This window comes from Streptomyces sp. RLB3-17 (genome assembly GCF_007113425.2).
In the GTDB taxonomy this organism is placed as follows: domain Bacteria; phylum Actinomycetota; class Actinomycetes; order Streptomycetales; family Streptomycetaceae; genus Streptomyces; species Streptomyces mirabilis_D.
Genome location: NZ_CP041610.2, coordinates 5,156,250 through 5,180,868, shown reverse-complemented (window position 1 = coordinate 5,180,868; position 24,619 = coordinate 5,156,250). Strand labels below are relative to the sequence as shown.

The 24,619-nt window shown below is 69.1% G+C and carries 21 protein-coding genes; 12 read left to right on the top strand and 9 right to left on the bottom strand.

Features of this window, described 5'->3' with window-relative positions; all coding sequences use genetic code 11:
• Position 1: 1 nt before the first annotated feature.
• The gene (locus tag FNV62_RS23515) at positions 2 to 1,204 is read left to right on the top strand and encodes an MFS transporter (protein ID WP_143627021.1); all 1,203 of its coding nucleotides are present in this window, start codon (positions 2 to 4) and stop codon (positions 1,202 to 1,204) included.
• Positions 1,205 to 1,353: 149 nt separating this feature from the next.
• Complete coding sequence (locus FNV62_RS23510; RefSeq protein ID WP_143627019.1) at positions 1,354 to 2,196, top strand: calcium-binding protein; 843 nt, start codon at positions 1,354 to 1,356, stop codon at positions 2,194 to 2,196.
• Positions 2,197 to 2,286: 90 nt separating this feature from the next.
• Here the strand turns inward: FNV62_RS23510 and FNV62_RS23505 are convergent, their stop codons facing one another.
• Positions 2,287 to 2,970, bottom strand: coding sequence for a GntR family transcriptional regulator (locus FNV62_RS23505; RefSeq protein WP_054234366.1), 684 nt, complete (start codon positions 2,968 to 2,970; stop codon positions 2,287 to 2,289).
• 211 nt (positions 2,971 to 3,181) lie between these two features.
• On the opposite strand from FNV62_RS23505, the gene FNV62_RS23500 reads away from it, so the two are divergent.
• The 10 genes from FNV62_RS23500 (at position 3,182) to FNV62_RS23455 (ending at position 15,584) form a co-directional block, all read left to right on the top strand.
• Positions 3,182 to 3,916, top strand: a complete 735-nt coding sequence (locus tag FNV62_RS23500) for a rhomboid family intramembrane serine protease (protein WP_143608392.1) — start codon at positions 3,182 to 3,184, stop codon at positions 3,914 to 3,916.
• Positions 3,917 to 4,251: 335 nt separating this feature from the next.
• On the top strand, positions 4,252 to 5,463 hold the full coding sequence (locus tag FNV62_RS23495; protein WP_143627017.1) for an acyltransferase family protein: 1,212 nt from the start codon (positions 4,252 to 4,254) through the stop codon (positions 5,461 to 5,463).
• A gap of 222 nt (positions 5,464 to 5,685) precedes the next feature.
• Entirely contained in the window at positions 5,686 to 7,074 is a 1,389-nt protein-coding gene (locus FNV62_RS23490) for a S8 family serine peptidase (RefSeq protein ID WP_054228332.1), read from the top strand.
• Positions 7,075 to 7,369: 295 nt separating this feature from the next.
• Complete coding sequence (locus FNV62_RS23485; RefSeq protein WP_143627015.1) at positions 7,370 to 8,866, top strand: FAD-binding oxidoreductase; 1,497 nt, start codon at positions 7,370 to 7,372, stop codon at positions 8,864 to 8,866.
• 536 nt (positions 8,867 to 9,402) lie between these two features.
• Positions 9,403 to 10,026, top strand: a complete 624-nt coding sequence (locus FNV62_RS23480) for a DUF6230 family protein (RefSeq protein WP_097285143.1) — start codon at positions 9,403 to 9,405, stop codon at positions 10,024 to 10,026.
• Between the two features lie 130 nt (positions 10,027 to 10,156).
• Complete coding sequence (locus tag FNV62_RS23475; RefSeq protein ID WP_143611271.1) at positions 10,157 to 10,606, top strand: DUF6114 domain-containing protein; 450 nt, start codon at positions 10,157 to 10,159, stop codon at positions 10,604 to 10,606.
• Positions 10,596 to 11,309, top strand: coding sequence for a hypothetical protein (locus FNV62_RS23470; RefSeq protein WP_143627013.1), 714 nt, complete (start codon positions 10,596 to 10,598; stop codon positions 11,307 to 11,309). Before FNV62_RS23475 ends, FNV62_RS23470 begins: the two co-directional genes overlap by 11 nt.
• A gap of 130 nt (positions 11,310 to 11,439) precedes the next feature.
• Entirely contained in the window at positions 11,440 to 13,653 is a 2,214-nt protein-coding gene (locus tag FNV62_RS23465; RefSeq protein ID WP_143627011.1) for an MMPL family transporter, read from the top strand.
• Positions 13,654 to 13,657: 4 nt separating this feature from the next.
• Positions 13,658 to 14,842 (top strand): sensor histidine kinase, encoded by a 1,185-nt coding sequence (locus tag FNV62_RS23460; protein WP_143627009.1) that lies wholly within the window; start codon positions 13,658 to 13,660, stop codon positions 14,840 to 14,842.
• A 1-nt stretch (position 14,843) separates the two neighbouring features.
• On the top strand, positions 14,844 to 15,584 hold the full coding sequence (locus FNV62_RS23455) for a response regulator (protein ID WP_143627007.1): 741 nt from the start codon (positions 14,844 to 14,846) through the stop codon (positions 15,582 to 15,584).
• A gap of 88 nt (positions 15,585 to 15,672) precedes the next feature.
• Here the strand turns inward: FNV62_RS23455 and FNV62_RS23450 are convergent, their stop codons facing one another.
• The 8 genes from FNV62_RS23450 to FNV62_RS23410 form a co-directional block, all read right to left on the bottom strand.
• Positions 15,673 to 16,254 (bottom strand): DUF4232 domain-containing protein, encoded by a 582-nt coding sequence (locus tag FNV62_RS23450; RefSeq protein WP_225900861.1) that lies wholly within the window; start codon positions 16,252 to 16,254, stop codon positions 15,673 to 15,675.
• Positions 16,255 to 16,412: 158 nt separating this feature from the next.
• Positions 16,413 to 18,068, bottom strand: a complete 1,656-nt coding sequence (locus FNV62_RS23445) for a trypsin-like serine peptidase (RefSeq protein WP_143627005.1) — start codon at positions 18,066 to 18,068, stop codon at positions 16,413 to 16,415.
• A 1,085-nt stretch (positions 18,069 to 19,153) separates the two neighbouring features.
• Positions 19,154 to 20,038, bottom strand: a complete 885-nt coding sequence (locus tag FNV62_RS57600) for a chaplin family protein (protein ID WP_205522461.1) — start codon at positions 20,036 to 20,038, stop codon at positions 19,154 to 19,156.
• Positions 20,039 to 20,361: 323 nt separating this feature from the next.
• Positions 20,362 to 20,739, bottom strand: coding sequence for a hypothetical protein (locus tag FNV62_RS57130; RefSeq protein ID WP_143601968.1), 378 nt, complete (start codon positions 20,737 to 20,739; stop codon positions 20,362 to 20,364).
• 523 nt (positions 20,740 to 21,262) lie between these two features.
• The gene (locus FNV62_RS23425) at positions 21,263 to 21,937 is read right to left on the bottom strand and encodes a response regulator (RefSeq protein WP_054228340.1); all 675 of its coding nucleotides are present in this window, start codon (positions 21,935 to 21,937) and stop codon (positions 21,263 to 21,265) included.
• Positions 21,938 to 22,026: 89 nt separating this feature from the next.
• On the bottom strand, positions 22,027 to 23,349 hold the full coding sequence (gene mslH / locus FNV62_RS23420; RefSeq protein ID WP_143601966.1) for a lasso peptide C-terminal Trp epimerase: 1,323 nt from the start codon (positions 23,347 to 23,349) through the stop codon (positions 22,027 to 22,029).
• Positions 23,346 to 24,077 carry a DsbA family protein gene (locus FNV62_RS23415; RefSeq protein WP_143601965.1) on the bottom strand — a complete coding sequence of 244 codons (732 nt, stop codon included), beginning with the start codon at positions 24,075 to 24,077 and terminating at the stop codon, positions 23,346 to 23,348. Before FNV62_RS23415 ends, mslH begins: the two co-directional genes overlap by 4 nt.
• 5 nt (positions 24,078 to 24,082) lie before the next feature.
• On the bottom strand, positions 24,083 to 24,604 hold the full coding sequence (locus FNV62_RS23410) for a MauE/DoxX family redox-associated membrane protein (RefSeq protein WP_205522265.1): 522 nt from the start codon (positions 24,602 to 24,604) through the stop codon (positions 24,083 to 24,085).
• Between the last annotated feature and the right edge of the window lie 15 nt (positions 24,605 to 24,619).

The window sequence follows — 24,619 nt, the reverse complement described above, 5'->3', positions numbered from 1 at the left end:
CATGCGCAGCTACTCCGACCTTTTCCGCACCCGGGAGTTCACCCCTCTCTTCCTGTCCTCCGCGCTCAACTCGGCGGCCTCGACGATCGCCGGCCTGGCCGTCGGGACGCTGGTGTACAGGGCGACGGACTCGCCGCTGCTGTCGGCGGTGAGCATGTTCGGGCCGCAGCTCGCCCAGGTGGTCGGCGCGACCACCCTGCTGTCGGCGGCGGACCGGCTGGCGCCGCGCGCCACGATGACGGGCATCGCCCTGTCCTTCGCCGTCGGTACGGCGGTGATGGTGACGCCGGGCCTTCCGGTGTGGGGGCTGTTCCTCCTGATCTCCGTCCTCGGTCTGGTCTCGTCCCTCGGCGGCGGTGTCCGCTGGGGTCTGCTGAACGAGATCCTGTCCAAGGACGGCTATCTGCTGGGCCGTTCGGTCTTCAACATGGCGAACGGCCTCACGCAGATCACGGGTTACGCGACGGGCGGCGTCCTGGTGGCGGTGCTCTCGCCGAGGACCACGCTGGCGGGCGCGGCGGTCCTGTATCTCGCGGCGGCCCTGATCACCCGCTTCGGCATGACCCGCCGGGCGCCGCGGGCCACCGGCCGCCCCTCGATCGCGCAGACCTGGCGTACCAACGCGGTGCTGTGGTCCTCGCGCCCGCGCCGGACGACGTACCTGCTCCTGTGGATCCCGAACGGTCTGATCGTCGGCTGCGAGTCCCTGTACGTGTCGTACGCCCCGGACCGGGCGGGTCTGCTCTTCGCCTTCGCGGCGTTCGGCATGTTCGTGGGCGATGTGACGACGGGCCGTTTCGTCCCGCCCGCGGTCCGCGGTCGCCTGGGCATCCCGTTCCTGCTGCTCCTGGCGACGCCCTATCTGCTGTTCGCGCTGCGGCCGGGAGTGGCGGTGGCGGCGGGCGCGGTCGCCCTCGCCTCGGTCGGCTTCGGGGCGAGTCTGATCCAGCAGGAACGCCTGATGGCCCTGACCCCGGACGAGCTGAGCGGACATGCCCTGGGACTGCACTCCTCGGGCATGCTCACGATGCAGGGGGTGAGCGCGGCGCTCGCGGGATCGGTCGCCCAACTCACCTCGCCCGGAACGGCGATGACGGTGATGGCGATCACTTCGATCGCCGCGACGCTGCTGATCTCGGGCTCCCGCCAACGCCCGGAAGTGTCCACACCACAACAGAAGCAACCAGAAGTGAACTCCCTCTGAACGCCGAAAAGTTGTACGACCGGAGCCACAACTCCCCCGTGGAGGACGTCGTCGAACGGGATGACCACACGCGCACGGACTCACGCGCGGACCTCATCGGCCCCCAGGGCCCCGTTGGGCCCATCGGGCCCCGTGGAGGAGAACCCACCATGTTCAGTCGCCGCATCACCGCTCTGCCGAGGGCGTTGGCGCTCGCCACCGCCGCCGTGGCCGTCACCCTCGCCGCCCCCGCGGCACAGGCCGCGCCCGCCAGGAGCGCGACCGCGGTCGTCGTCGGCCAGAAGCTGTTCTACACGGCGGCCGCCGGTCAGACGAACCACCTGTCCATCTCCTGGGCGCTCGGTGCGTTCGACCCGGATTCCCAGCTGAGCGACTTCATCTACACCTTCGACGACACCGTCAGGATCTCCCTCGGCGCGGGCTGCGTCCGCCCGGCCGGCGGCGACGACACCAAGGCCGTCTGCACGGTGACCGAGCCCAACACCTCGGCGTCCGATCTCGACTCCCTGATCGTCGACCTCGGCGACGGCAACGACACCGCGACGACCAGCAACACCAGCGGCGGTTACACGAGGATCTACGGCGGGCCGGGCAACGACACCCTGACCGGCCACGGCGTCGACGTCCTCTACGGCCAGGGCGGCAACGACCGTCTCTCCGGCGGCGGCGGGGTCTACGACGAGGGCGCGAACGGTGGCGCGGGCAACGACACCCTCGTCAACTGCAGCGCCGAGTGCCACGGTGGCGCGGGCGACGACAGCCTGTCGGGCACGAGCGGCGACAACTCGCTGTTCGGCGACGACGGCAACGACAAGCTGTACGGCAACGCGGGCCGCGACCTGCTCCAGGGCGGCCGTGGCAACGACACCCTGTACGGCGGCGCGGGCGACGACAAGCTGTACGGCAACAGCGGCAACGACGTCCTGCACGGAGGCGCCGGCAAGGACTTCCTGTCCGGTGGCCCCGGCCGCAACAAGACGTACCAGAACTGACCCGTTCGCGGGGTGGTCGGGCGGGCGTGAGGAACGCCGGCCCGACTCTCGGTCGCCCCTGCGGCCGAGAGCCTGACCGTCCCCCGGAGGTCAGGCCCTGCCCGTCCCGGACCCCTCGACGGCGCGCAGGGCCTCGATGACGCTGGCCACATGAGCACGGGCGGCCGCCTCGGCGCGCTGCGGATCACGCGCGGCGATGGCCTCGACGAGGGCGAGGTGTTCGCCCAGGGAGACCTGGGGGCGCCCGGACTGCAGGGCCAGCCGGAACTGGTGGCGGACGATCTGGGCGTTCAGGCGGGTGAGGAGTTCGGCGGCGGTGTCCTGGCCGGAGATGTCCCGGACGAGGTCGTGCAGTTGGCGGTTGAGCTCGGAGTACTTCAGGGGCTCGGCGGCCTGGACGGCGGCGTGCAACTGCTCGCCGAGCGCGAGGAGTTGTGTGATCTGCGCATCGGTGACCCGTTCGGCGGCCTTGGCCGCGCACAGCCCCTCGAGCACCATGCGGCACTCGTAGATCTCCACCGCCTCGCTCACGGACACGGTACGGACCCGGGCCCCGCGGTTGCGGATCCGCTCCACCAGGCCGTCGGCGGCGAGATCGACCAGCGCGGCCCGCACGCTGGCCCGTGTGACGTCGAACTGCTCGGCCAACTCGGCCTCGACCAGTCGCTGTCCTGGCACCATGTCACCGGCGAGGATGGCCCTGCGCAGCGCGACGAGGGCCTGCTCCTTGGCCGCGGCGCCGCTGCCTTTGGCACTGCCGGTAGCTGGGGACACGTACGTACTCCTTCGGTCTCGAGCTCCTGGAGCGTCTCGGGCTTCCTCGAGCTCTCCGCTCTCCTGGGAGATGGTTACCGACCGTAGGATGGGTACACAAAATCGTCAACAATCTGGCCCCGACCGTTGGGATCCGGGCCCCGGTGGCTGCTGGCATTCTGGGGGTGTGGGCGTGGAGCGGACGCGGATCCGCCGGGGAGGGGAGCGTGCCATGGGCGGGGCGGAACGGGATCGGGTCGGTACGGGGCCGATGGGTCCCGAGGAGATGATCGCGGAGGCGCGGAAGGCGTTCTTCGTGATGTTCGGGTTCCTGGCGCTGGTCTGGCTGGCGCAGCTCGCGAACTTCGCCGACCACTACGCACTCTCGCGGGACTACGGAGTGGTGTCCGGCGACATCGGCACGCTGCCCAACATCCTCACCGCACCCTTCCTGCACTGGAACTGGGCACACATCGAGAGCAACTCGGGACCGCTGTTCGTCTTCGGATTCCTCGCCGCCTACCGGGGGGTGGTCCGCTTCCTCGGGCTGAGCCTGCTCATCGTGGTGACCAGCGGCGTCACGGTCTGGTTCCTCGAGCGGGGCAACGTGGACACGGTCGGCGCCAGCGGCCTGATCTTCGGGTACTTCGGCTATGTCGTGGTGCGCGGGCTCTTCGACCGGCATCTGATCGACACGCTGATCGGTGTCGTCATGGCGGCCTCCTTCGCCTACCTGCTCACCGTGGCGGTGCCCGGGACGCCGGGGGTGAGCTGGCTGGGACACCTCGGCGGCCTGATCGGCGGCCTGGTCGGGGCCTGGCTCTTCCGGGACCGGCGCCCCCGGCCCGCCAAGGACACCCACGCCGGCGGTGGCACCGCCCCGACCACCCGGGCGGCCCTCCAGCCCCGCCCCGACAACCCACGCGCCGACCTCCACAAGGAACTCGGCGACCTGGGCCTGCTGTAGAAGGCCTGCTCCAGAACCTTCGTCCGACGTTTCACTCCCGACCCGCGCAGCCCCGCCTTCGTTCGCGGTGTACACGGGCGCCTCGCTCGACGAGCCCGAAGCGAGATTCCGCACGTCACAGCCCCCGCCTCCCGTCGTGTGAGGCCTGGCTCACACCGACAGGCCCGAATCGCGCGGTGGGCATTGGGTACGCGCCATCCGTGGGCCTCGGCGGCGCCGTCATCCCCGCCTGAAGGGCACAAATCCGGCAACCTTGTCATTGGACCGTCGGGCATGTGATCGGGGGCTTCCGCGGCCTGTCCGAAAGAGAAGGAAGACCCTGGAACGGGGGGCGCATGACCCAGGCGGATGATCGCAGGGGACTGGCCGGTGTGGCCACGAGACAGGGGCTCGAGGGAGCGGTCGCGGAGGAAGCGCCGTTGCCGCGGGCGGCCCCCGCGCCACGGGTGATCCCGGTCAGGCGGGGCGCCCGCGGGGACCGGCTCGCCGCGTTGGACGGGCTGCGATTCCTGGCGGCGCTGTCGGTGGTCCTCTTCCACTTCGTCGGCCAGACCCCCGGGGCGATGGCGTTCGTCTGGGGCCGCCCGTACCAGAGCACCTTCCCGCAGGCGCACGCCTACTTCGCCTTCGGACGGCTCGGCGTCGACCTGTTCTTCCTGATCAGCGGCTTCGTCATCTGCATGAGCGCGTGGGGGCGCACCCCGCGTGACTTCTTCATCTCACGCGTCACCCGTCTGTACCCGATGTACTGGATCGCGATCGTGGTGTCGGCGTGCGTCATCTACTTCGCCGACACCCCGTTCGGGCACCCCAACCCGCGGGTGCTCTTCGCGAACTTCACGATGTTGCAGACCCCGCTCGGTGTGTCCAACCTGGACTCGGTCTACTGGACGCTCTGGCCGGAACTCTGCTTCTACCTCACGTTCGCGGTCGTGGTGTGGAAGGGCCTCACCCACCAACGGGTGGTGATCTTCTGCGGGTTGTGGACGGTCGCCGCGGTGCTGGCGCCCAGCGCCGACATTCCGCTGCTCACGCTGATCGTGAACCCGACGTCCGCCCCGTACTTCATCGCGGGCATGGCCTTCTACCTCATGCACCGCTACCGACCGACGCCGCTGCTGTGGGGGATCGTCGCCATGTCGTGGCTGCTGGCGCTGCACTTCCTGCTGGCACCCCACGGCGGTCGCGTCAACTGGGCCACGTGGGCGCCGTGGCGCGGCTGGCTGATCCTCGTGACCACGGTGTTCTTCCTGGTGATGGGTGCCATCGCGCTCGGCGGGACCCGTCGGATCCGCTGGCGCGGGCTGACCGTCGCGGGTGCGATGACCTTCCCGCTGTACCTGTTGCACGACACCATCGGAATGAGCGTCGCCCACCACTACGGCCGCCGGATCGACCCCTCGGCGCTGGTCGTGGCCACGGTGACCGCTTTGATCGTCCTGTCGTACCTCGTGCACCGCTTCGTCGAGCGGCCCGTCGCGCGGGCCATGCGGCGCTCGTTGAACACCGCCGCGTTCGATCTGCAGCCGCCGACGCCGCGTTCTTGACGGGCGTTGGTACGACGGCGCCCAGGGCGATCGCCGCCCGGTTGCCTGCCCAGCCGGTCCGCGTGCCGTGAACGTGCTGGCCAAGCGGGCCGTTCGCGCCGCAGGTGCTGTTTGGGTAAAGGGTTCGACATCGACAGTTCAATGGTCTTGTCCTGTGCATGTCTCACTCGATGAGATGCACGGAGACCACTCCGTGCAACTCAGGACCACCCAGGGGGATTCATGCACATATCCCGTACCGGGCGCGGCGTCGCGGCCTCCACGGCCGCCACCGCCGCCCTCGCCGTCGCCGCGCTGGCGACCGCTCCGCTGGCCGGCGTCACCACCGCCGCGCCTGCCGCCGTACCGCACACCAAGGCCGTCCCGGCCATCGCCGGGCACACCCTCGTCCGCGACGTGGCCAGCCCGCTCTCCAGCGAGCAGTGCCAAGCCAAGTGGCACATCGCCTGTTACAACCCGCTCCAGTACCGCACCGCGTACGACCTCAACGCGCTGTACCGGAAGGGCATCACGGGCAAGGGGCGCACGATCGTCATCGTCGACTCGTACGGCTCCCCGACCGTCCAGCACGATCTCGACGTCTACAGCAAGCAGTTCGGCCTGCGCAGCACCAAGGTCAACGTGGTCAAGTGGGGCAAGGTTCCCGTCTTCGATCCCAAGAACGCCGACATGACCGGCTGGGCGGGCGAGACCACCCTGGACGTCGAGATGGCGCACGCCGTGGCGCCGGACGCCAAGATCGTCCTGGTGGAGACGGCCGTCGCGGAGACCGAGGGCACCACCGGTCTGCCGGAGATGATGGACGCCGAGAAGCACCTGATCGACCACGGCGTCGGCGACGTCATCAGCCAGAGCTTCGGCGCCACCGAGGACACCTTCCCCGGTTTCGACAAGGGCGACTTCTCCAGCATCAAGAAGCTGCGCTACGCCTTCGAGGACGCGAACCGCAAGCACGTGACCGTCCTCGCCTCCTCCGGTGACGGCGGCGCCACCGACCTGAAGGCGGACGGCAAGACCTACTACAACAAGCGCGTCAACTCCTGGCCGTCCTCGGACCCGCTGGTCACCTCCATCGGCGGCACCCAGCTCCACCTGAACGACAAGGGTCAGCGCGTCAAGCCCGACAGCGTCTACAACGACTACGGTTCGGGCGGCGGCGGCCAGTCCCACGTCTTCTCCCGCCCGGCCTTCCAGAACGGTGTGAAGAACGTCGTCGGCGCCCGCCGCGGCACCCCGGACGTGTCGCTGGCCGCCGCGGTCAACGGCGGTGCCTGGATCTACTCCAGCTTCGACCCGACCGCCACCGGCTGGGACGTCACCGGCGGCACCAGTGAGGCCAGCCCGCTCTTCTCGGGCATCGTCGCCCTCGCCGACCAGGCGGCCGGCCACCGGGTGGGCAACATCAACGAGGCGCTGTACGCCCTCTCCAAGCGTTCCGCCCACCACGACAAGAGCGCCGGCGTCGTCGACGTCAACGACGGCACGAACAACAGCTACGAAGGCGTCACCGGCTACAAGGCCGTCAACGGCTACGACATGGCCACCGGCGTGGGCACCGTCGACGCCCTCCGCTTCGTGCCCGCCCTCGCGCGAGCGAGCCACCGCGGCTGAGTTCGTCCTGAGCGTTGCCCCTGAAAGGTGCCCCTGAGACGGCCCGGGTTTCACACCCGGGCCGTCCGTCTGTTTATCTGCGGAAATCAAGTCGATGGATTCGGGCTGAGAGGATCGAAATACTCGAAATCGACGGCAGGCTGATCCATGCCAGCTCGCGCATACCCTCCTTCGGTATGCCGCCCGTCTTCCTCGATTAGCGTGTCGGACAAAACGGCCAGGGGCACCCTTGTAATCTGCGGTTCCCATTGCCTCGGTCGAATACCGGCGCAGCCCGGTCGAGAGGAAACTGACCATGCACGACTATTCTCGTCGCGGCCTGCTCAAGGCGACGGCGGCGGCCGGCGCCGGCGCGGTGGTTCTCCCGGGTGTCGCGGCCGCGGAAGCCGCGGACGCGAGCGCCGCGACCGAAGGAGCCGAGGGCGCGAAATGCAAGCCGGCGAAGCTGACCGGCCGCATCGTCCGTCCCGACGACCCCGGGTACGCGAGTGCGAGCCTGGGCTGGGACGAGCTCTTCACTCACTATCCGCTGGTCATCGTCTTCGCCCAGAACACCCAGGACGTGGTCAACGCCCTGACGTGGGCGCGGCAGCACGATGTCGCGCTGCGGGTGCGCAGCGGCCGCCACAGCCTCGAGGGCTGGTCCAACGTGGACAACGGCATCGTGATCGACATCAGCGAGTTGAAGTCGGTCCACATCGACACCGCCTCTCGTATCGCGACGGTCGGCGCCGGGCTCAGCCAGTTGGAGGCCGTGACCACGCTCGCGAAGAAGGACCTCGCGGTGACGACCGGGACGGAGGGCACCGTGGGTCTGTCGGGTGCGACGCTCGGCGGCGGTTTCGGCTTCCTCACCCGCTACCTCGGCATGGCCTGCGACAGCCTGGTGGGGGCTGAGGTCGTCGTCGCGTCGGGTGCCGAGTGCGCCAAGGTGGTCAAGGCGGACCTGAACCACAACTCGGACCTGCTCTGGGCACTGCGCGGGGCGGGGAACGGCAACTTCGGGATCGTCACGTCCCTCACGTACAAAGCGGCGCCGCTGAAGAGCGTCACGTATGTGCAGGCCACGTGGGCGGGAATCGGGGACCTGCACGGGGTCTTCGACGCATGGCAGCGTACGGCGCCGACCTCCGACAACCGCCTCGGAACCCAGGTCGAGATCCACAGAAACCAGATCCTGCTCTTCGCCGTCCTCGCCGAAGGATCGCCGGAAGAGGCGAACGAGTTGCTGGCCCCGATTCTGTCGGTCGGCAACCCCCATGTCACGACGCAGGTGGGTAACTGGGGCGACGTGTACGCGGGATTCCAGATTCCGACCGCGGACGAGCCCGCGAACTGGAAGTTCTTTTCGCAGTTCACCAGAAAGCCGTTCCCGAAAGAAGCGATCAGCCTGATCGCCTCATTCATGCAGGACGCCCCCACGGACGACAGCAACTTCTTCACCCAGGCCTTCGGCGGGGCGGTCAGGAAGAGCCCCCGCGGCGGCACGGCGTTCCCGCATCGCGACGCGCTTTTCTACTCCGAACCCGGCGCCGGCTGGGGGACTCGTACAGGACAGCCAGGTGTCTGCGACCCTCTCACCCCGCAGGCCCAGACCTGGATCGCCGAGTTCAGCCAGGCACTGCGGCCGTACGTGAACGGCGCGTACGTCAACGTGCCGAACATCGGAATGCAGGACTGGGAGACCGCCTACTGGGGACACAACTTCGACCGGCTGCGCAAGATCAAGGCGAAGTACGACCCCCGCAACGTCTTCCAGTACGAGCAGAGCATCCCGCCCGCGTTCTGCTGACCGAACCCACACGGTTCTGCCGAGCGAACCCACACAAAGGGCCGGCAGTCCGATCAGGAGCACACGTGCCGTGGATCCAGGTGTGACGCGTGGCCACCTCGTCGAGCGGCCACGCACGTGTGTGCCTGGGCAGCCGTCACCGGGCCATCGATGATCGGCACGCACGCCACGCGAAGTGGCGTACGCAGGTCACGCCAGGAATGGCGGGCTCCCCGGGCATGAAGTAAGGGCGCCCGCGGCAAGCCGTCGTCGGCCGTCACCGACCGACCGCGCGATGCGACACGGCAACGGCAGCCGACCCTTGCCCAAAGACGCAGGCCCGAGTCTCGGCGATGGTCGGCAGATCGGAGACACCGACGGCTCACCGCGTCGCGTGTCATCCGTATGCCGCAACGGAAACCGATTCATCCATCCGGCCGACCTGGCGTGCCGTCGGTTGACGTGCCGGGAAGCCTAGGATCCGCCACTAGGGAGAGGGGCGTCGCCCACCCCTGTCTGGCATCGGCGAGCCCACGTCATGACCGGAAGGAGACGGGATGCTGCACCGCGCAGGCAGGACCTCCTGGAAGCGTTTTGCCGTCGTTCTCGCCCCGAGCGTCATGGCCGCCGCTGCCCTCGGCGTCGGTATGGCCCAAGGAGCACTGGCCGCGTCGTTCCTCATCTCCGGCCAGAAGTTCCAGGTGGCCCTGGACACTCTGGACGTCCGTGGTCTGAGCATCTACGGCATGGTGGACGTGACCAGGAAGGGCACCCTGGTGCCGGTCGTGGTCACCGGGGCCAGCCGCGCGGAGATCAGCGGGCTGTGCCAGTCCGTGGTGGTCTCGATCCCGGTGCTGGGCCCGTACACGCTGAGGATCACCGGCGGCGACCGCAAGCGGGTCGAGGCGAGGAACCTGTTCCTCGACGCGACATCCCTGTCGAGCACACAGGCGAATTTCGACGACCTCGACATCGGTGTGGCGGCGGGAGCGGTCAGCAAGGGCCCGATCAGTCGCGGGGACAGGAACTCCCGGTTCTTCGACCCCAACGGCTTCGCCCAGCAGGCGGATACGGCCTTCCTGAGCAACGTGCACTTCACCACGGTGGCGGTCTCGGCCGCCACGTTCAACGTCCCGGACCTCGACGTGCGGCTCAGACAAGGCCACCACGAGTGCTTCTGACCCCTCGTCACAAAACACGCACCCTTCGCCGTCGCCCGGGGTGTGATCCCACCCGCCCGCCGCGTACTCCCGCCCGCCGAACATCACGGAAGCCCACGTGTTCTTCGAACGATTCGGCAGGCGCCGGAACTTGCGCGTCGCCGCCACCGCCACCCGACGAGAATTCAGGACCTGGCGAGACGGACGTCCCTTCTGGGCCGGCCTGTTCACCTTCGCAGCGGGCTTGCCCATCATCTACTTTCCGTACGCGCACCTGAAGTTCGGCGCCATCCCCCTGGCACTGTCGACCTCGGCCGGCGCGGGGTCGCTGATCATCGGAGTTCTCCTCGTGGCCCTGGCCATCTCCCTCTGGTTCCACCAGCAGGCGCGCGTGTTCGCAGGGATCGCGGTCATTCTGCTCGCCCTCGTCTCGTTTCCCGTCGCCAATTTCGGGGGCCTCCTCATCGGGTTGACTTCCGGTCTGATCGGCGGATCCCTGGCCTGTGCCTGGATTCCTCCGACGGCCGCCGCCGAGTCGCAGCCCGCAGCGAACCCCGCGTCCACGACCATTCCCGCAGGTGAGGACCACGGTGGCACATGACGCCCTGACCGGCTGCGCGGCAAGCGGGCCGGAGTCCGATCCCCGCCGTCCGAGCAGTGCGGTGAAGAACCGCCCGGCCGGTCGACTGCTGCGGCCCCTCGCCTGCGCACTGGCCGTCGCCGGCCTGCCCTTGGTCCTGCATCTCGCCACACCAGCGGCCTCGAAGGCGCTGCTCGCCCCCGGCGGCATCCGCACGTCCAAGGCACCAGCAGATGCCGGCACGCCGGTCGTCCGACTGCCGGGCCGTCCGGCGAACGTCCCCTGGGTGCTGCGCGCCGACAGACTCGTACTCCACGGCAGTGCCTTCCACGGCGTGGTCACCGTCCGGACCGCGGCCGGGTCCAAGCGGGTGCTGAAGTTCACCGCACGGTCGTTGGACTTCGGCGACCTCGACCTGACGGCGGGCCGTGGCCGCGCGGCGATGCGTCTGCGGACCAAGCCCGCGACCACGTCCACGGTCAAGGGCAAGGACGTGGTGACCCTGTACACCCAGAAGCTGTCCGGCACGCTCGTCGGACTGGGCGGCGCTCCGCTCCCGGCGGACCGCCGCGTCACCGTCACCCCCGACGCGCTGCCCCCGTGGCTCTCCCACCCCGCTGTTCCCACTCGCACCATGACCTTCGAGAACGTGACCGTTTCACAGGTCGCCCAGCTCAGCGGCAACGTGTCCATCGCCGGGCCGACTCTCAGCGCGAGGCGGTGAGTCCGGGCCGTACCCCTGTCCGGCGATCCCGACGACGGACCCCTTCCAGCGGGGTCCACCACTTGGTGGACCCGAAGTTCAACCTGTCGAGGCTGTCGGCACGAACCCCCCACCGACCAGCATGAACGGCATGAAGAATCTCCCCGTTCGCATGGCTCGCTGGAGCGCCGGACACCCCTGGCGCGCGATTGTCTCCTGGCTGCTGTTCGTGGTCCTCTGCTTAGGCGTGGGCATCACGGTCGGCGGCAACCCGGCCACCACGGAGGACTTCCGTATCGGTGAGGCGGGCCGGGCGGAAGCGCTGGCCGCCGAGGGCGGGCTGCAGCAGCGCCCCGTCGAACGCGTTCTGATCACCGCGCGGCCCGGGTCCGGCCGCCTGGACCTGACCGCCGCCGACGCCGCCGCGAAGGACGTGGCCGACCGGATGCGCGGGCTTGACGAGGTCCGCTCGGTGGCCGACCCCGTGCACGCGGCGAACGGCACCGCCGTCCGCGTCGACGTCACCATGAACGGCCCCGAGCTGGACGGGAAGAAGCACGTCGACCCGCTGCTCGCGCAGACCGCCGCCGTGCGGAAGGCCAACCCGGATCTGCGGGTGGAGGAGACCGGATCCCCTTCCATCAGCAAGGGCGTCGACAAACTGCGCGGCGACGACCTCTCCCGCACCGAGGTGATCGCCCTGCCGGTCACCCTGATCACCCTGCTGCTGGTCTTCAGCTCCCTCGTGATGGCGCTCGTACCGCTGCTGCTCGCGCTCTCCTCGATCGCCGCGGCCGTCGGCCTGTCGATGCTGGCCTCGCACGCCTTCCCGGACGCCGGCGTCGGCACCAACGTCATCCTGCTCATCGGCCTGGCCGTCGGCGTCGACTACACGCTCTTCTACCTCAAGCGCGAACGGGAGGAGCGGGCCCGGGCCGGTGGCCGGCTCAGCTCGCGGGCCGTCGTCGAACTCGCCGCGGCCACGTCGGGACGGGCCGTCGTACTCTCCGGTCTGGCCGTCGCCATCTCCAGCGCCACGCTGTTCCTCGCCGACGACGTGATCTTCTCCTCGATCGCCACCGGCGCGATCGTCGTCACCCTGGTCGCCGTGCTCAGCTCGCTGACCGTCCTGCCGGCCCTGCTCGCCAAGCTCGGCGAGCGAGCCGAGCGCCGCGCCGTGCGCAGGGAGGCCCGGGCCGCGCAGCGCGGTAGGACGCCCCGGCCGCGCAAGCAGCCCAAGACCGGTGCCGGCCGCCTCACCACGGCGGTGCTGAGCCTCGTCGGCAAGCGCCCCGCCGCCGCGCTGAGCGTCACCGTCATCGCCATGCTCGCCCTGGCCGCTCCGGTGCTCGGCCTGAAACTGACCGACATGGGCCGTGAGACACACTCACGCTCCATCGTGGCCATGCAGGTGTACGACCGCCTCAACGCGTCCTTCCCCGAGCTCAAGTCCATGCACCAGGTCGTCGTACGAGCCGACGCCGACCGCTCGTCCGAGGTGACCGCAGCCCTGCGCGAGCTCGCGGCGGACGTCAAGGACGATGCCCGGCTGAGCGGCACCTCCCAGCTGCTCACCTCGCCGGACAAGCGGATCACCATGCTCCAGCTCCAGGTGCCGTACTACGTGAGCACCGACCAGGCCCAGTCGTCCCTCAAGGACATCCGCAAGACCTACGTCCCCGAGACCGTCGGCAAGGTCGCCGGCGCCGAGACCGCGGTGACCGGAGACGTCGCCCGCTACACCGACTACCCCACACACCAGGAGCAGAAGCTGCCGCTGATCATCGGAGCCCTGCTGCTCGTCACCTTCGCCATGACGGTGTGGGCGTTCCGCTCGCTGGTCCTCGGACTGGTCGGCGTACTGCTCAACCTCCTGTCGGCCGCCGCCTCGCTCGGCGTGCTGGTCCTCGTCTTCCAGGACACGTGGGCCGAGGGACTGCTCGACTTCGACTCCACCGGTTCGATCGGCTCCCGGGTGCCGCTGTTCCTCTTCGTCATCCTCTTCGGCCTGTCCATGGACTACCAGGTGTTCGTGATCAGCCGGGTGCGTGAGGCCGCCCTGAACGGGGTCCCGACCCGCAAGGCCGTGATCGACGGCATCGGCAGCTCGGCCGGCGTGGTCACCAGCGCCGCCGTCGTGATGGTGACCGTGTTCGCCAGCTTCGCCGCACTGCATCTGATCGAGATGAAGCAGATCGGATTCAGCCTGGCGGTCGCCGTGCTCCTCGACGCCTTCGTCATTCGGATGCTGATCCTGCCCGCGCTCATGCTGCTGCTGGGCGAGGCCAACTGGTGGCCCTCACACGGGATCCGCGAGGCCCGCGACACGGCCCACGCCCCCCGCACCCTCGAAAAAGTAAGCTGAATCCATGAAGCAGCGGCCGCAGCCCGACGACCGTCACTCCCTGGGCCCGCTCCACCTCTGGAACACCATCTCCTGGTTCCTCCTGGGCCTGTTGCCCACGGCCGTCGCCGTACTCGACGCGACCGAGGCGAAGAAGTACTGGTCGTTGGGTCTGCTGGCGCTGATCACGCTGTGCTACGTGCTCGTCCTGGCTCCGCCGCGCAAGCCGGTGCTGCGCCCCGATGTCTTCCTGGGACTGCTCGCGCTGGTGGAGGGCGGCGTCTCCTACCAGCTGGGCGGCGCGGCGGCGTTCTACATCGTGTCCCTGCCGCACTTCTGGGTCTTCGCCCGCAACCCGAGGTCCTCCGTCGTGCTGAGCGGCCTCGGCGCGGCCACCACCGTCTTCGGCGGCACCCTGCGCCAGGGCTGGAGCCCCCAGTTCCTCACCGGGAACGTCGTCTTCACCGTGGTCGCCTACGGCGCGGGCGTCGTCCTCGGCCTGTGGGTGCACCGCCTCATGAGTCAGAGCAACGCCCGCACCGAGCAACTGGCCTCCGAACTGCACAGCGCACAGGAGAAGTTGGCGGAGGCCTACCAGCGGCAGGGAGCGGCGGCCGAACGCGAGCGCATCGCCCGCGAGATCCACGACACCCTCGCCCAGGGGTTCGCCTCCATCATCGTCCTCGCGGAGGCCGCCCGCGACGCGAACGGCGCCGACGCCGACAAGTGCGACCAGCAGCTGCTGTCGATCGTGCAGACAGCGCGCGAGAACTTCGCCGAGGCGCGCGTGCTGGTCGGCTCCGCCCCGCAGAGCGGAGTCGCCCCGGGCTCGGTGGCCACCACGCTGCGCCGGACCCTGGACCGCTTCATCCAGGACACCGGGCTCACCGTCACCGCGGAACTGGCCGACGTCGACTGCGACCAGACGACGCGCATCGCACTGCTGCGCTGTACCCAGGAGTCTCTCGCCAATGTGCGCAAGCACGCGGCCGCCACCACGGTGGGCGTCGTCCTGGCCCGGCATCCGTACGGCATCGAGCTGGAAATCACCGACGACGGGCGCGGCTTCGTGCCGGACGAGGCCCAGGGTTTCGGCCTCGCGGGCATGCGCAAGCGGCTGGCCGAACTCGACGGCGACTTCACGGTCACCAGCTCCCTCGGAGACGGAACCCGCGTCCTCGCCACGATCCCCACGAACAGTCAGGACTGACATGGCCCGACCGACCGATCAGGCCCCGGCAACCGAGACGGCTGTGACGGGCACCGACCGGACGCCGGCCGTCCAGCCGGCCGCGCCGCCCGCAACGGACAGGATTCGTGTGATCGTGGTGGACGACCACACCGTGATGCGGGCGGGAGTCGTCGCCCTCCTGGCGTCCGAGCCCGGAATCGCCATCGTCGGCGAGGCGGGCAACGGCAGGGAGGCCGTCGAACTCGTCCGGACCCTCGCACCCGACCTGGCCCTCATCGACCTGCGTATGCCCGTCCTCGACGGCGTCGCCGCGACCGCGGAGATCGTCGCCGGCAGCGCAGCGACCCGGGTGCTGATCCTCACCACCTACGACACGGATGTGGAGATCGAGCGCGCCGTCGAGGCCGGTGCCATCGGCTACCTCCTCAAGGACACCACGCGCGAACAACTGGTCGACGCCATCAGATCCGCGGCCCGCGGCGAGACGGTCCTGGCCCCGAAGGTGGCCGAACGCCTCGTCGCCCGCATGCGCCGCCCGGCCCCCGTGGCGCTGACCGGCCGAGAACTGGACGTCCTGAACGCGGTCGCCGACGGTCTCTCCAACGCCGACATCGGCAAACGCCTGGTCATCGGCGAGGCGACGGTGAAGACCCACCTCCTGCGCGTCTTCGCGAAACTGGACGTCAGCGACCGTACCCACGCGGTGGTCGTGGCCCTGGAACGCGGACTGCTCGTACGCCCGGACCGGCAGGCGCCCTGAGGGGGGCCCGGCCCTCAGGGCTGCTTACGACGACACTGTGGGCCCTCACCGATCTGTGTCCGGTCCGCCCCACCACGGGGGCACGGACTCATCGCGTGGTGGTTGCGGGTGTCGTCGTGTGATGCGGTAGTGACAGGGAGATGGAGTCGCCGCAGGCATCGATCTCGGCCGCCGCATGATGGGTGTCCACGACTGGGACGTTCGTGCGCTCACGGTCGGGGTTGTGCGGTGCCGAGACCAGCGCCTCGCCCTCCTTGACGCAATAGTCGCCGGCGCCCTTCGCACTGCGGGGCGTGTACTGAAGGCCGACCGTTACTCCAGCCCCCTTGCGCAGAGTGACCGGCTTGGGGTGTCCGTGGCCAACGCCCTCAATGCTGTTCGCCTTCCCGTTGTGGACGCTGAGACCCGGGTAACCGGCGAACACGCATGTCTTGGGCCCATTGTTGACCGCGGTCAATAGTGCGTCGCGCCGACTACTGCTCTTCGTGGGGAGCAGGACCAGCGTCCACGTCAAAGAACCGGTTCGGCACTCGGTGGGTTTCGGCGCCTCGGAGGAAGTGGCGGATGAAGTGTCGGACGGAACGGACGGACTTGCCACGCCACTCGTGGGAGCGGCGGTCCCGTCCTCTCCGGCTGTGTGGCCACAGGCCGTTACGGCCAAGCCCGCCATGAGCAATCCCAACCCGGCGGTGAGACGTGTGGTCGCTCGCATCGTTCCCCCTGAATGCATGGTCTATCCGTTTGACGAACGGTTGGGTGCCGCGGTCGCAGGCGGCGGCCGGAAATTTCTGCGTATCCCTACGCGAGACTCTCCTCGCACGACAGCGTCTAACTGGCCGGGTAGACCAGGGTGTTCTCGGTACCGAGAGACGTGTAGGCGGTATCGGCGTACAGCGTGGTCTCGCCGTCGGACCAGCGAACGATCAGGTCGTCGCTGAAGCCATTGGGCGTGTAGTTGCCCGCCGTCATGACCAGGTCGTGCTTCCACAGGTCGTTGGGGTCGCGCATGCGGGCCTCGGCGCCGAGGCCCGCGGTCGAGGTGGCCACGTAGGTGTCGAGCTCGCCGTCCACCCAGCGGACGAGAACGTCCCAGTTGGCCTTGCCGCTGAAGTTCCCGCTGGTCAGCAAGGTGGCGTTCTTCCAGGTGCCGTTCGGAGCCAGCAGGCGGTTCTCGGTCCCGAAGGTGCCGGCACCGACATAGGTGTAGAGGGTCAGTTCGCCGTCGACCCAGCGCACCATCAGGTCCGTGGCGTACTTCCCGTTGTGGAACTGCCCGGCCGAGATCTGAATTGCGTTCTTCCACAGGGAGCCGGAGGGCGCCATCTGGACTTCTCCGCTCAGGCCCGAAGCGCTGACGTCCGGGTAGAGAGTGACCTCACCGTCGGACCAGCGCACCATGAGGTCGGAAAGATCGGAGCCGGTGAAGTCTCCGCCTGTGACGGTCTCCGCGTGTGTCCAGGTGGAGTTGGGTGCCTGAAGCCGTCTCTCCGGCAGGAACCCGCCCTTGCCGTCACCGGGGTACAAGGTGACTTCGCCGTCGGACCAGACCACGATCATGTCGCTGCGGCGGTTGCCCGTGTAGTCGCCCGAGGCCAGCAGTTTCGCGTGCTGCCACAGCGTCGCTCCTCCGGGGAGCTTCGCCTGGATGCCCTGGTACGGGGGCAGGTTGGACGGAGGGTCCTGGTTGGCTATGGCGTCGGCGAGAAGGTTGGCGGCGTCGGAACCGAACGCCGGGGCGTAGCTGATGTAGTCGACGTCCGCGTCGTTCCCGCCGCCGTTGTAGCCACCGAGGTTGCCGATGACATGGCCGGTGCGTGCGTCGTCCTGGTAGTCGGTGATCCACGGGCTGCCGGAGACGCCACCGTAGTAGCCGCCACAGGTCATCGACATCTGACGGAACCCAGGCAGTTGCGTCGTCGGTACGGTGCACTTGATGGCTTGCCCGGCCCCGTTGTGGTCCTTGCCCGGATAGCCCACGACCGTGACATCGTTGTGGTTGTAGCCGGTCGGCTGGGTGAAGGTCAGCCCTCCCCCCACGGCGTCCTGGAGCTGCCTGCCGCGCTGATTCGCCGAGACGCGCGCGAACGCGGTGTCCAGATCGGACCAGGGCTTCTTGGTCGACGAATGGCCCGTGTCAGGTATGTAGCGGGGGTCGATGAAGACGTGCTGGATGTGGAAGATGCCGTAGGGCTGCTGGTCGGGCCCCGCGCCCTTGATGAATTTCGGTACGAAGATGTAGTTGTTGCTGTAGCCGAGTCCGCAGTGCGCCGCGGTGAGGATCACGTTTCTGGCCGGGGTGTCGATCACGCTGCCCGTGCACGACCAGTTCGTACCGGTTGGGCTGCTGGAGCCGAAGAACGTTCCTACGAGGCGGGTTCCGCCGAACAGGGTGCCGTTCGGAGAGGCGTTCCCCGCCGCCGGCATTGCGTGTTTGCGGGCGGACGGTGCCGACCGTAGGGCGTCCAGCGGTCGGGCGTTGGCCATGCGCTGTGCGGTCCAGTACTTGGCAGCCTCCTGAGCCTCATGGCCCGCAGCCGCCCCCGGAGACGGGGACGGGGACGAGGTCGCAGACGGGGATGAGACCGCGGGCGGAGAGACGACCGTAGAGGGGCTCCGCGTAGGTGCGGACGCCGACGCTGACGCGACTGGTCGAGGTTTGTTCGTGGCGGTCGGCGTGGCAGGGTCCGCGGCGGAGGACGGACGCGGTGACGGTGACACGGCCCATGTGTTCGGGGCTGCGGTGCCGAGCACGGCCGCGCACAGCAGGGCGACGACTGGCAGGTGTCTTCGATACGACAACGTTCCACTCCTGTGGGTTTCACGGAATCTGGGCACGAGAAATCGACCTTCCGCCAACTCGCGGGTGGCCAGAATTGGCTTGCTGTCCCGAGTGGTTCCGCGGAAAGCCGGCGGTAACGTGATGGGTGAGGTGGTCAGTTGCACACAACGGCACGGGGCAGCACTACGGCCGCCATTCCCTTTGATGCCACGAGGTGGTACCGGTGGCGGCTCAGCCGCGCTACCGCCCTGGGAACTTCCCTGTCACCTATATCGCGCTCGCCGAAACTGGCTCCCACGGCACAGAGTTGAGCCATATTTCGTGGGGCCTTCAGCGGTCTCGCTGGTGAGAACCACCTGGGAACACAGGTAGGTTCGATCAGACTTGACAGAGGTGTCCCAGCCGGGCCGGACGTTGCACCGCTTCGCACGACAAGGCCCGGATCGATGAAACGGGCGCCGCGCCGACGGCTGCCAGTGCACGGTGGTCATGGCGGTACGCTGGCGACTTCGGCGAAAAAAGCATGGAAATTCCCCCTGAATCATGCCCGCCACCTGGTCGGATGGCAGCGGACCACGCGATGTTCGCATGAGTTCTCCAATCCGGACCAGGGAATTGAGCAAAGCTTGAGGGGGTCCCGCATTGTTCCCGCACGCATGAAACAGCCCCCTCGGAGAATGCTCCGTGGGGGCTGTTCGATACATGCGGCCCGTTCAGGCCTCGTGCCTCCGGCAGGATGCGAACCTGCGACACCGCTTGAGGAGTTCGGTCGGGTCAGCCCGACGATCGGCTAGCCGTTGACGCAGACGTTGCCTGCCGCCGGGTTGAGCAGTCCGATGACGTTCACGGAGTTGCCGCAGGCGTTGACCGGCATGTTCACGGGTACCTGCACCACATTGCCGGACAGCAGACCGCCCGAGCCCGTCGCGGTGCCCACCGCTGTTGCTCCCTTCATCTTGACGGTCAGCGTCGCGGGGTCCGTGGGATTCAGGCCAACCGTGGTGATCGCTTCGGGGCGGTTCACGTAGGTTCCCGCCTTGTCGGCTGTGACGTTCACCGTGACCGTGCAGGACTTCTCGCCGGCGGCCAGGTCGCCGCCGTTCAGAGCGACGGACGTGCCCCCCGACGCCGCGGACACCGTGCCGTTGCCGCAGGTCGTCGACGCGTTCGCGGTCGAGGCCACCTTCACTCCGGCGGGCAGGTTGTCGGCGAAGCTGAAGTCGTTCTTCGCCGCCAGTTCACTGGTGTTCGTCACCGTCATGGTGAGCGTCGAGGTGCCACCCTTGTCCACGGTGGCAGGACTGAACGCCTTGTCCAATTGCGGAGTCGCATCCAGGATCCGGATGTTGTCGAACGCATGGTCATTGCCGAACCATTCGCCTTGCCCGTTGACCATCTTGATGCCCAACTGGCTATCGTTGAACAGTACGGCTCTGTTGCCGGCGAACGCCCCGGCCCTCAACCCGTTTCCTCCGGGATAGGGCTTGGAGTTGGGGTCGGCGCAGGGATTGATGGGGGTGGTGAAGGTCGGGATGTCTGCCCCGTTGCCGGTCAGATAGAACTTCAGCAGCGGAGGAACGGCTTGGCCGCAATTCACGGCGGCTACATCCACTGCGAAGGTGATGTAGCGGTTCGGCTTCGCGATCGGGATCGGCCGCTCGGTCCGGAACTCCACCGTCTTCGGTGAACACCGTGACCGGGGCCTGTGGGCCCCCCGGAGTGCCAGGCGCATGCCGGGCGTTCACGCCCAGCGGCATGACCAGGGCCTGGGCTTGAGAGGCCAGCGGAGCACTCGCGAGCGCAAGTGCTACCAGGGACACCGGCGCGGTGAATTTGATCAGGTGAACCTTGTGGGTGTCGTGCGACACGTGGCCGGAGGGCCGAAGACCGCAAGGAACGGTCTTCGGCCCTCCGGCTGGGTACAGCGGCCGTGCCGGTCATGACGACGGGTGGCAGTGGGTGTGGGCCTCCGCGTCGCAGCACAGTCGCCAAGGCGGGCTAGTGGTGGCCGAGGTAGCGGTCCTGATCCCGGTGCCGGTCGCTGTACCAGCCGTGGCGCTCGCCCCGGTCCCAGCCCCGGCCTCGGTCCCAGCCGCGGTCCCGGTCCCGGTCCCGGTCGTGACCCCGGTCCCAGCCCCGGTCGTGGCCCCGGTCCAAGCCCCAGCCCCAGCCCCGGTCGCGGTCGCGGTCCCGGTCCCGGTCGCCGAAGTGGCCGCCGTGGTCGTGGTCGCTCCTGTAACTGTGCGAGTAACCCCTCCCGTTGTCGCGGTCGTGGCCGCCTCCGGCGGCCAGGGCCGGCATGGCGGCCGCGCCGACGAGCGCGCCCGTAGCCACACAGGTGGCGATCAGGCGGACCGCCTTACGAGAAACAGACATGAATCTGTCACCTCACGTTCGTGCACACCGACCCTGGTCGGGGCCGGGCGTGCAATCCGTCATTCCCGGCTCGGTGCCGAGGCCCACACTGTGGCCCTCCACTGCGACACCAGGCCAAGGAAACGATTCGCGTTACAAAGTGCAGATATATCCGTAACTCTCCCTTGTATGGGCCATTGACGCTGTGGAGGGGCCTGGGTGTCGGCCCTGTCCTGGCGTGGAATCACGCTGAGAGCAGGAAAAAAGCAGCTGACGGCCCGTGACGCCCTTGGCTGTCTCGCTGCCCCGACTCCTCCGAACGGCCCAATGGCTTCAGTAACAACGGGGGCCTCTGTTCGGGGGACCGTCGCGGTCCGCGGCGATCCGGTCGTCAGACCTGGATGCAAAAGGGGCACCTACGGCGATCCGTAGGTGCCCTTCTCGCTGTGCCCCGGCAGGTTTCGAACCTGCGACACCGGCGACGACGGCCACCCCCGCGCAGCCGCCCAGCGGGGCGCCGCGCCGTGAGTCCTGGTCGCCGCGGTCACGTCGGCATTCCCCGCTCGGCCAGGCCGCTCTCGTACGCGATGATGACCAGCTGTGCGCGGTCCCGGGCGTGCAGCTTGGCCAGGAGGCTGCCGACGTGGGTCTTCACGGTCGGCATGCTGATGACCAGGCGTTCGGAGATCTCCGCGTTGGACAGGCCGTTGGCGATCTGGACGAGGACTTCGTGTTCCCGCTTGGTGAGACCGACGAGTCGTGGAGCGGGGCGGGGCGTCTCGCCGCGCCGGGAGAAGTTGGCGATGACGCGCCGGGTGACCGTGGGGGCCAGTACACCCTCGCCCGTGGCGATGACCCGGATGCCGTCGACCAGGTCGGACGGCGAGGCGTCCTTCAGCATGAAGCCGCTGGCACCCGCCTGGAGGGCCGGGTAGACGTACTCGTCCATGTCGAACATGGTCAGGGCCAGCACCCGAACACCGGTCAGCGTCTCGTCGGAGCAGATCTCCCGGGTGGCCGCGATGCCGTCGAGAACCGGCATCCGGAGGTCCATCAGGACGACGTCCGGGGCGAGTTCCCGGGCGAGCCGGACCGCCATGGCGCCGTCGCCGGCCTCGCCGACGACCTCCATGCCGGGTGTGGAGTCGACGAGGACCCGGAAGCTCCCGCGCAGCAGTGCCTGGTCGTCCGCGATCAGTACCCGGACCGACTCGGCCATGCGTGTTCCCCGGTTCCTCGTCCGCTCGTAGGTGACATATGACATTTTAGCAAGGCTCTCTCATCAACTCGCCCGCCACGCACGGCCCTTCACGCCACGTCCAGAAGCAGCTCCGCCGTGCCGTCGACCCCCGCCCGGACCGTCGTACCGTACGACTCCGACAGCCGGGCGACCTCGGTGAGGATCTCCTTGGCCTCGGCCTGGTCGGCCAGGCGTGGGCGGCCCCTGCGGTGCACCGGCAGGGCGAAGCCGAGGTCGACCGGGTGGAGGCGGGCCGTCACGAGGGTGCCGTCGTCGAAGGTGAGGACCGGCACGAGCGACTGCCAGTAGCGGCGGTGGGGGGCGAACAACCGGGTGCCGTGGCCGCTCAGCCGGTCGTAGTAGCGGCCCGGGGTGGGCGGCCGGTCGGTGGTGACCTTGGCGTAGTCCTCCGCGGAGACGCGGTCGGTCAGTTCGATCTGACTGACGATGTTGCCGAGGCTGTAGAAGATCGGCCTGTTCCGGTACAGCTCGACACCGCGAAGGAAATGCGGGCCGTGCCCGACCACGACGTCCGCGCCCTCGTCGATCATCCGGTGCGCGAAGACACGTAGGAACTCGCCCGGTGTCTCGGGCGTCGGGCCGGGCTCGTGGGAGTGCACACTCACCACCACGAGGTCCGCGCGGAGGCGGGCCTCACCGACCCAGCGGGAGATCTCGTCGAGGTCGCGCGGATCGCACTCGGTCGTGAAGCCCGGTTCGTCCGCCGTCAGGAAGCGGGTGCCGAAGAGACTGAGCCGGTCGGGTCCGAGGAGGGCGGGGTCGACCCCGAGCAGGGTGCGGGCCTCGGCCCGGCGGGCGCGCAGGCCCGTCTCGGCGTCGATCGTCCGCAGCACGTCCATCTGCGGGGCCGTCACCCGCAGGGTCGCGGAGTGGCGCAGCGGGCTGAGGCCCGGCCGTCCGGGTAGTTCCGGCGACGGATCGGCCGCCTCCTGGCCGGGCAGGAACGTCGCGGTGCAGGCGAGCAGCGCCAGGCTGCCGCCCGCCCGGTCGACGTAGACGGGCCGGCGCGCCGTGGTGAGGTCGGCGCCGATCCCGGCGAACGGGATCCGCCTCGACCGCAGCAGGTCCACGGTGCCGAGCACGCCCTCCGTGCCCAGGTCCATGGCGTGGTTGTTGGCGCAGCCCAGCACGGTGAACCCGGCCGCCGTGATCTCGTCCAGGACACCGGAGTCCGCGATCAGACAGCCGCCACCGGCCGCGTTGTGCACCGGGTGTCCGCGTCCGTCGCTGGGCACCACCTCCAGGTTGGTGACGGCGAAGTCGGCGCCGTCGAGGAGTTCGTGGAGCCGTCCGGCGGCCGGGTCGGAGGAGATCACCGCTCCCCGTGTCGCCATGCAGTCCCCGGACAGGGCCACGGTCAGCCGGGTCACCGCCGGGCCGCCGTGACCGCCCGGGTCAGCGCGCCGCCCGGGTCGGAGCCGGTGACGTCGACGCGGCGGCCCTCCACCATGACGGTCGGGGTCAGCGCCACCTTGCGGGAGGCGGCGAGATCGGAGACGTACCGTACCCAGGGCAGGTAGGGGGCGTCCTCGACGCAGCGGGCGAAGGACGCCGCGGTGATGCCGGCGTCCCGGCCCGCCGCGATCAGCTGGGCCTCGCTGAGCCCTGGGCCCTGTTCGGCGGGCTGTTTCGAGAACAGGACCGTGGAGTACCGCTCGAACCTCCCCGCGTCCGCCGCGCAGGCCGCCGCGGACGCCGCCTGTGTCGAGTAGCCCGCGGGTGCGCTGCGGTCGTCGAGGAAGGCGACCGGGTGGTAGACGACGCTCACCCCGCCGTGCGCCCTCAGACTGTCCAGGGCGGTGGTCAGTGCCCGTTCGGTACGACGGCATTCGGGGCAGAGGTAGTCGAGGTACACGTCGACGCGTACGGCGCCGGTGGAGGCGGCCACGCCCGACTTGTCGGCGGCGAGTCCGGCCGGTACGCGGCTCGGTGCCTTGCCGGGCGCCGTGTTGTTCGCCCGGACCAGGCCCGCGCCCACCAGCGCGGCGGCGACCACCACCAGGGCGGCCACCAGAGACACCACCACTGTGCGCCGTCGCCGCTGCCGTCGGTGCACCATCTCCCGCACCGTGGCGTCCGTTGTCTGTGTGCTCGTCATGCCCCTCACTCCTTCGGGTCCAGGACCCAGCCGTCCAGCGCGTATCGGGTGCGCGGATTCCGGATCAGGAGGGCGGCCGCGCCGAGCAGCAGCAGATCGCGCGCGAGGTCGAGCGCGTAGCCGCGTGCGGCGCCACCGCTGAGCGTGCCTCCGCCGCCGAAACAGCCGCAGTCGATGGACATGCCCCGTGCCCACACCGAGGCGATGGCCGCCGCATAGGCGACCAGCAGTACGGCCGCTCCCGCCGCTGCCGCCCTGGTGGCCAGCCCGGCCGCGAGCAGCAGCGCGAGCGCCACCTCGACGAACGGCAGGACACCGCCCACGAGTTGGGCCGAGTCGGCGGGCACGATGCGGTAGAGCGCGACCGTCCGCCCGGCCTCCGTGAGGTCCCCGATCTTCACCAGACCGGCGTAGGCCAGGACCGCCGCCAGGAGCAGCCGGGCCACGAACCGCGCCGCGCCCGCCCAGTGCCCGGTCGTGGCCCGGACGGCGGCCGTCGTGGTCACATCCGTCGTGCTCGCGTCCACCGTGCTCTGTCCTCC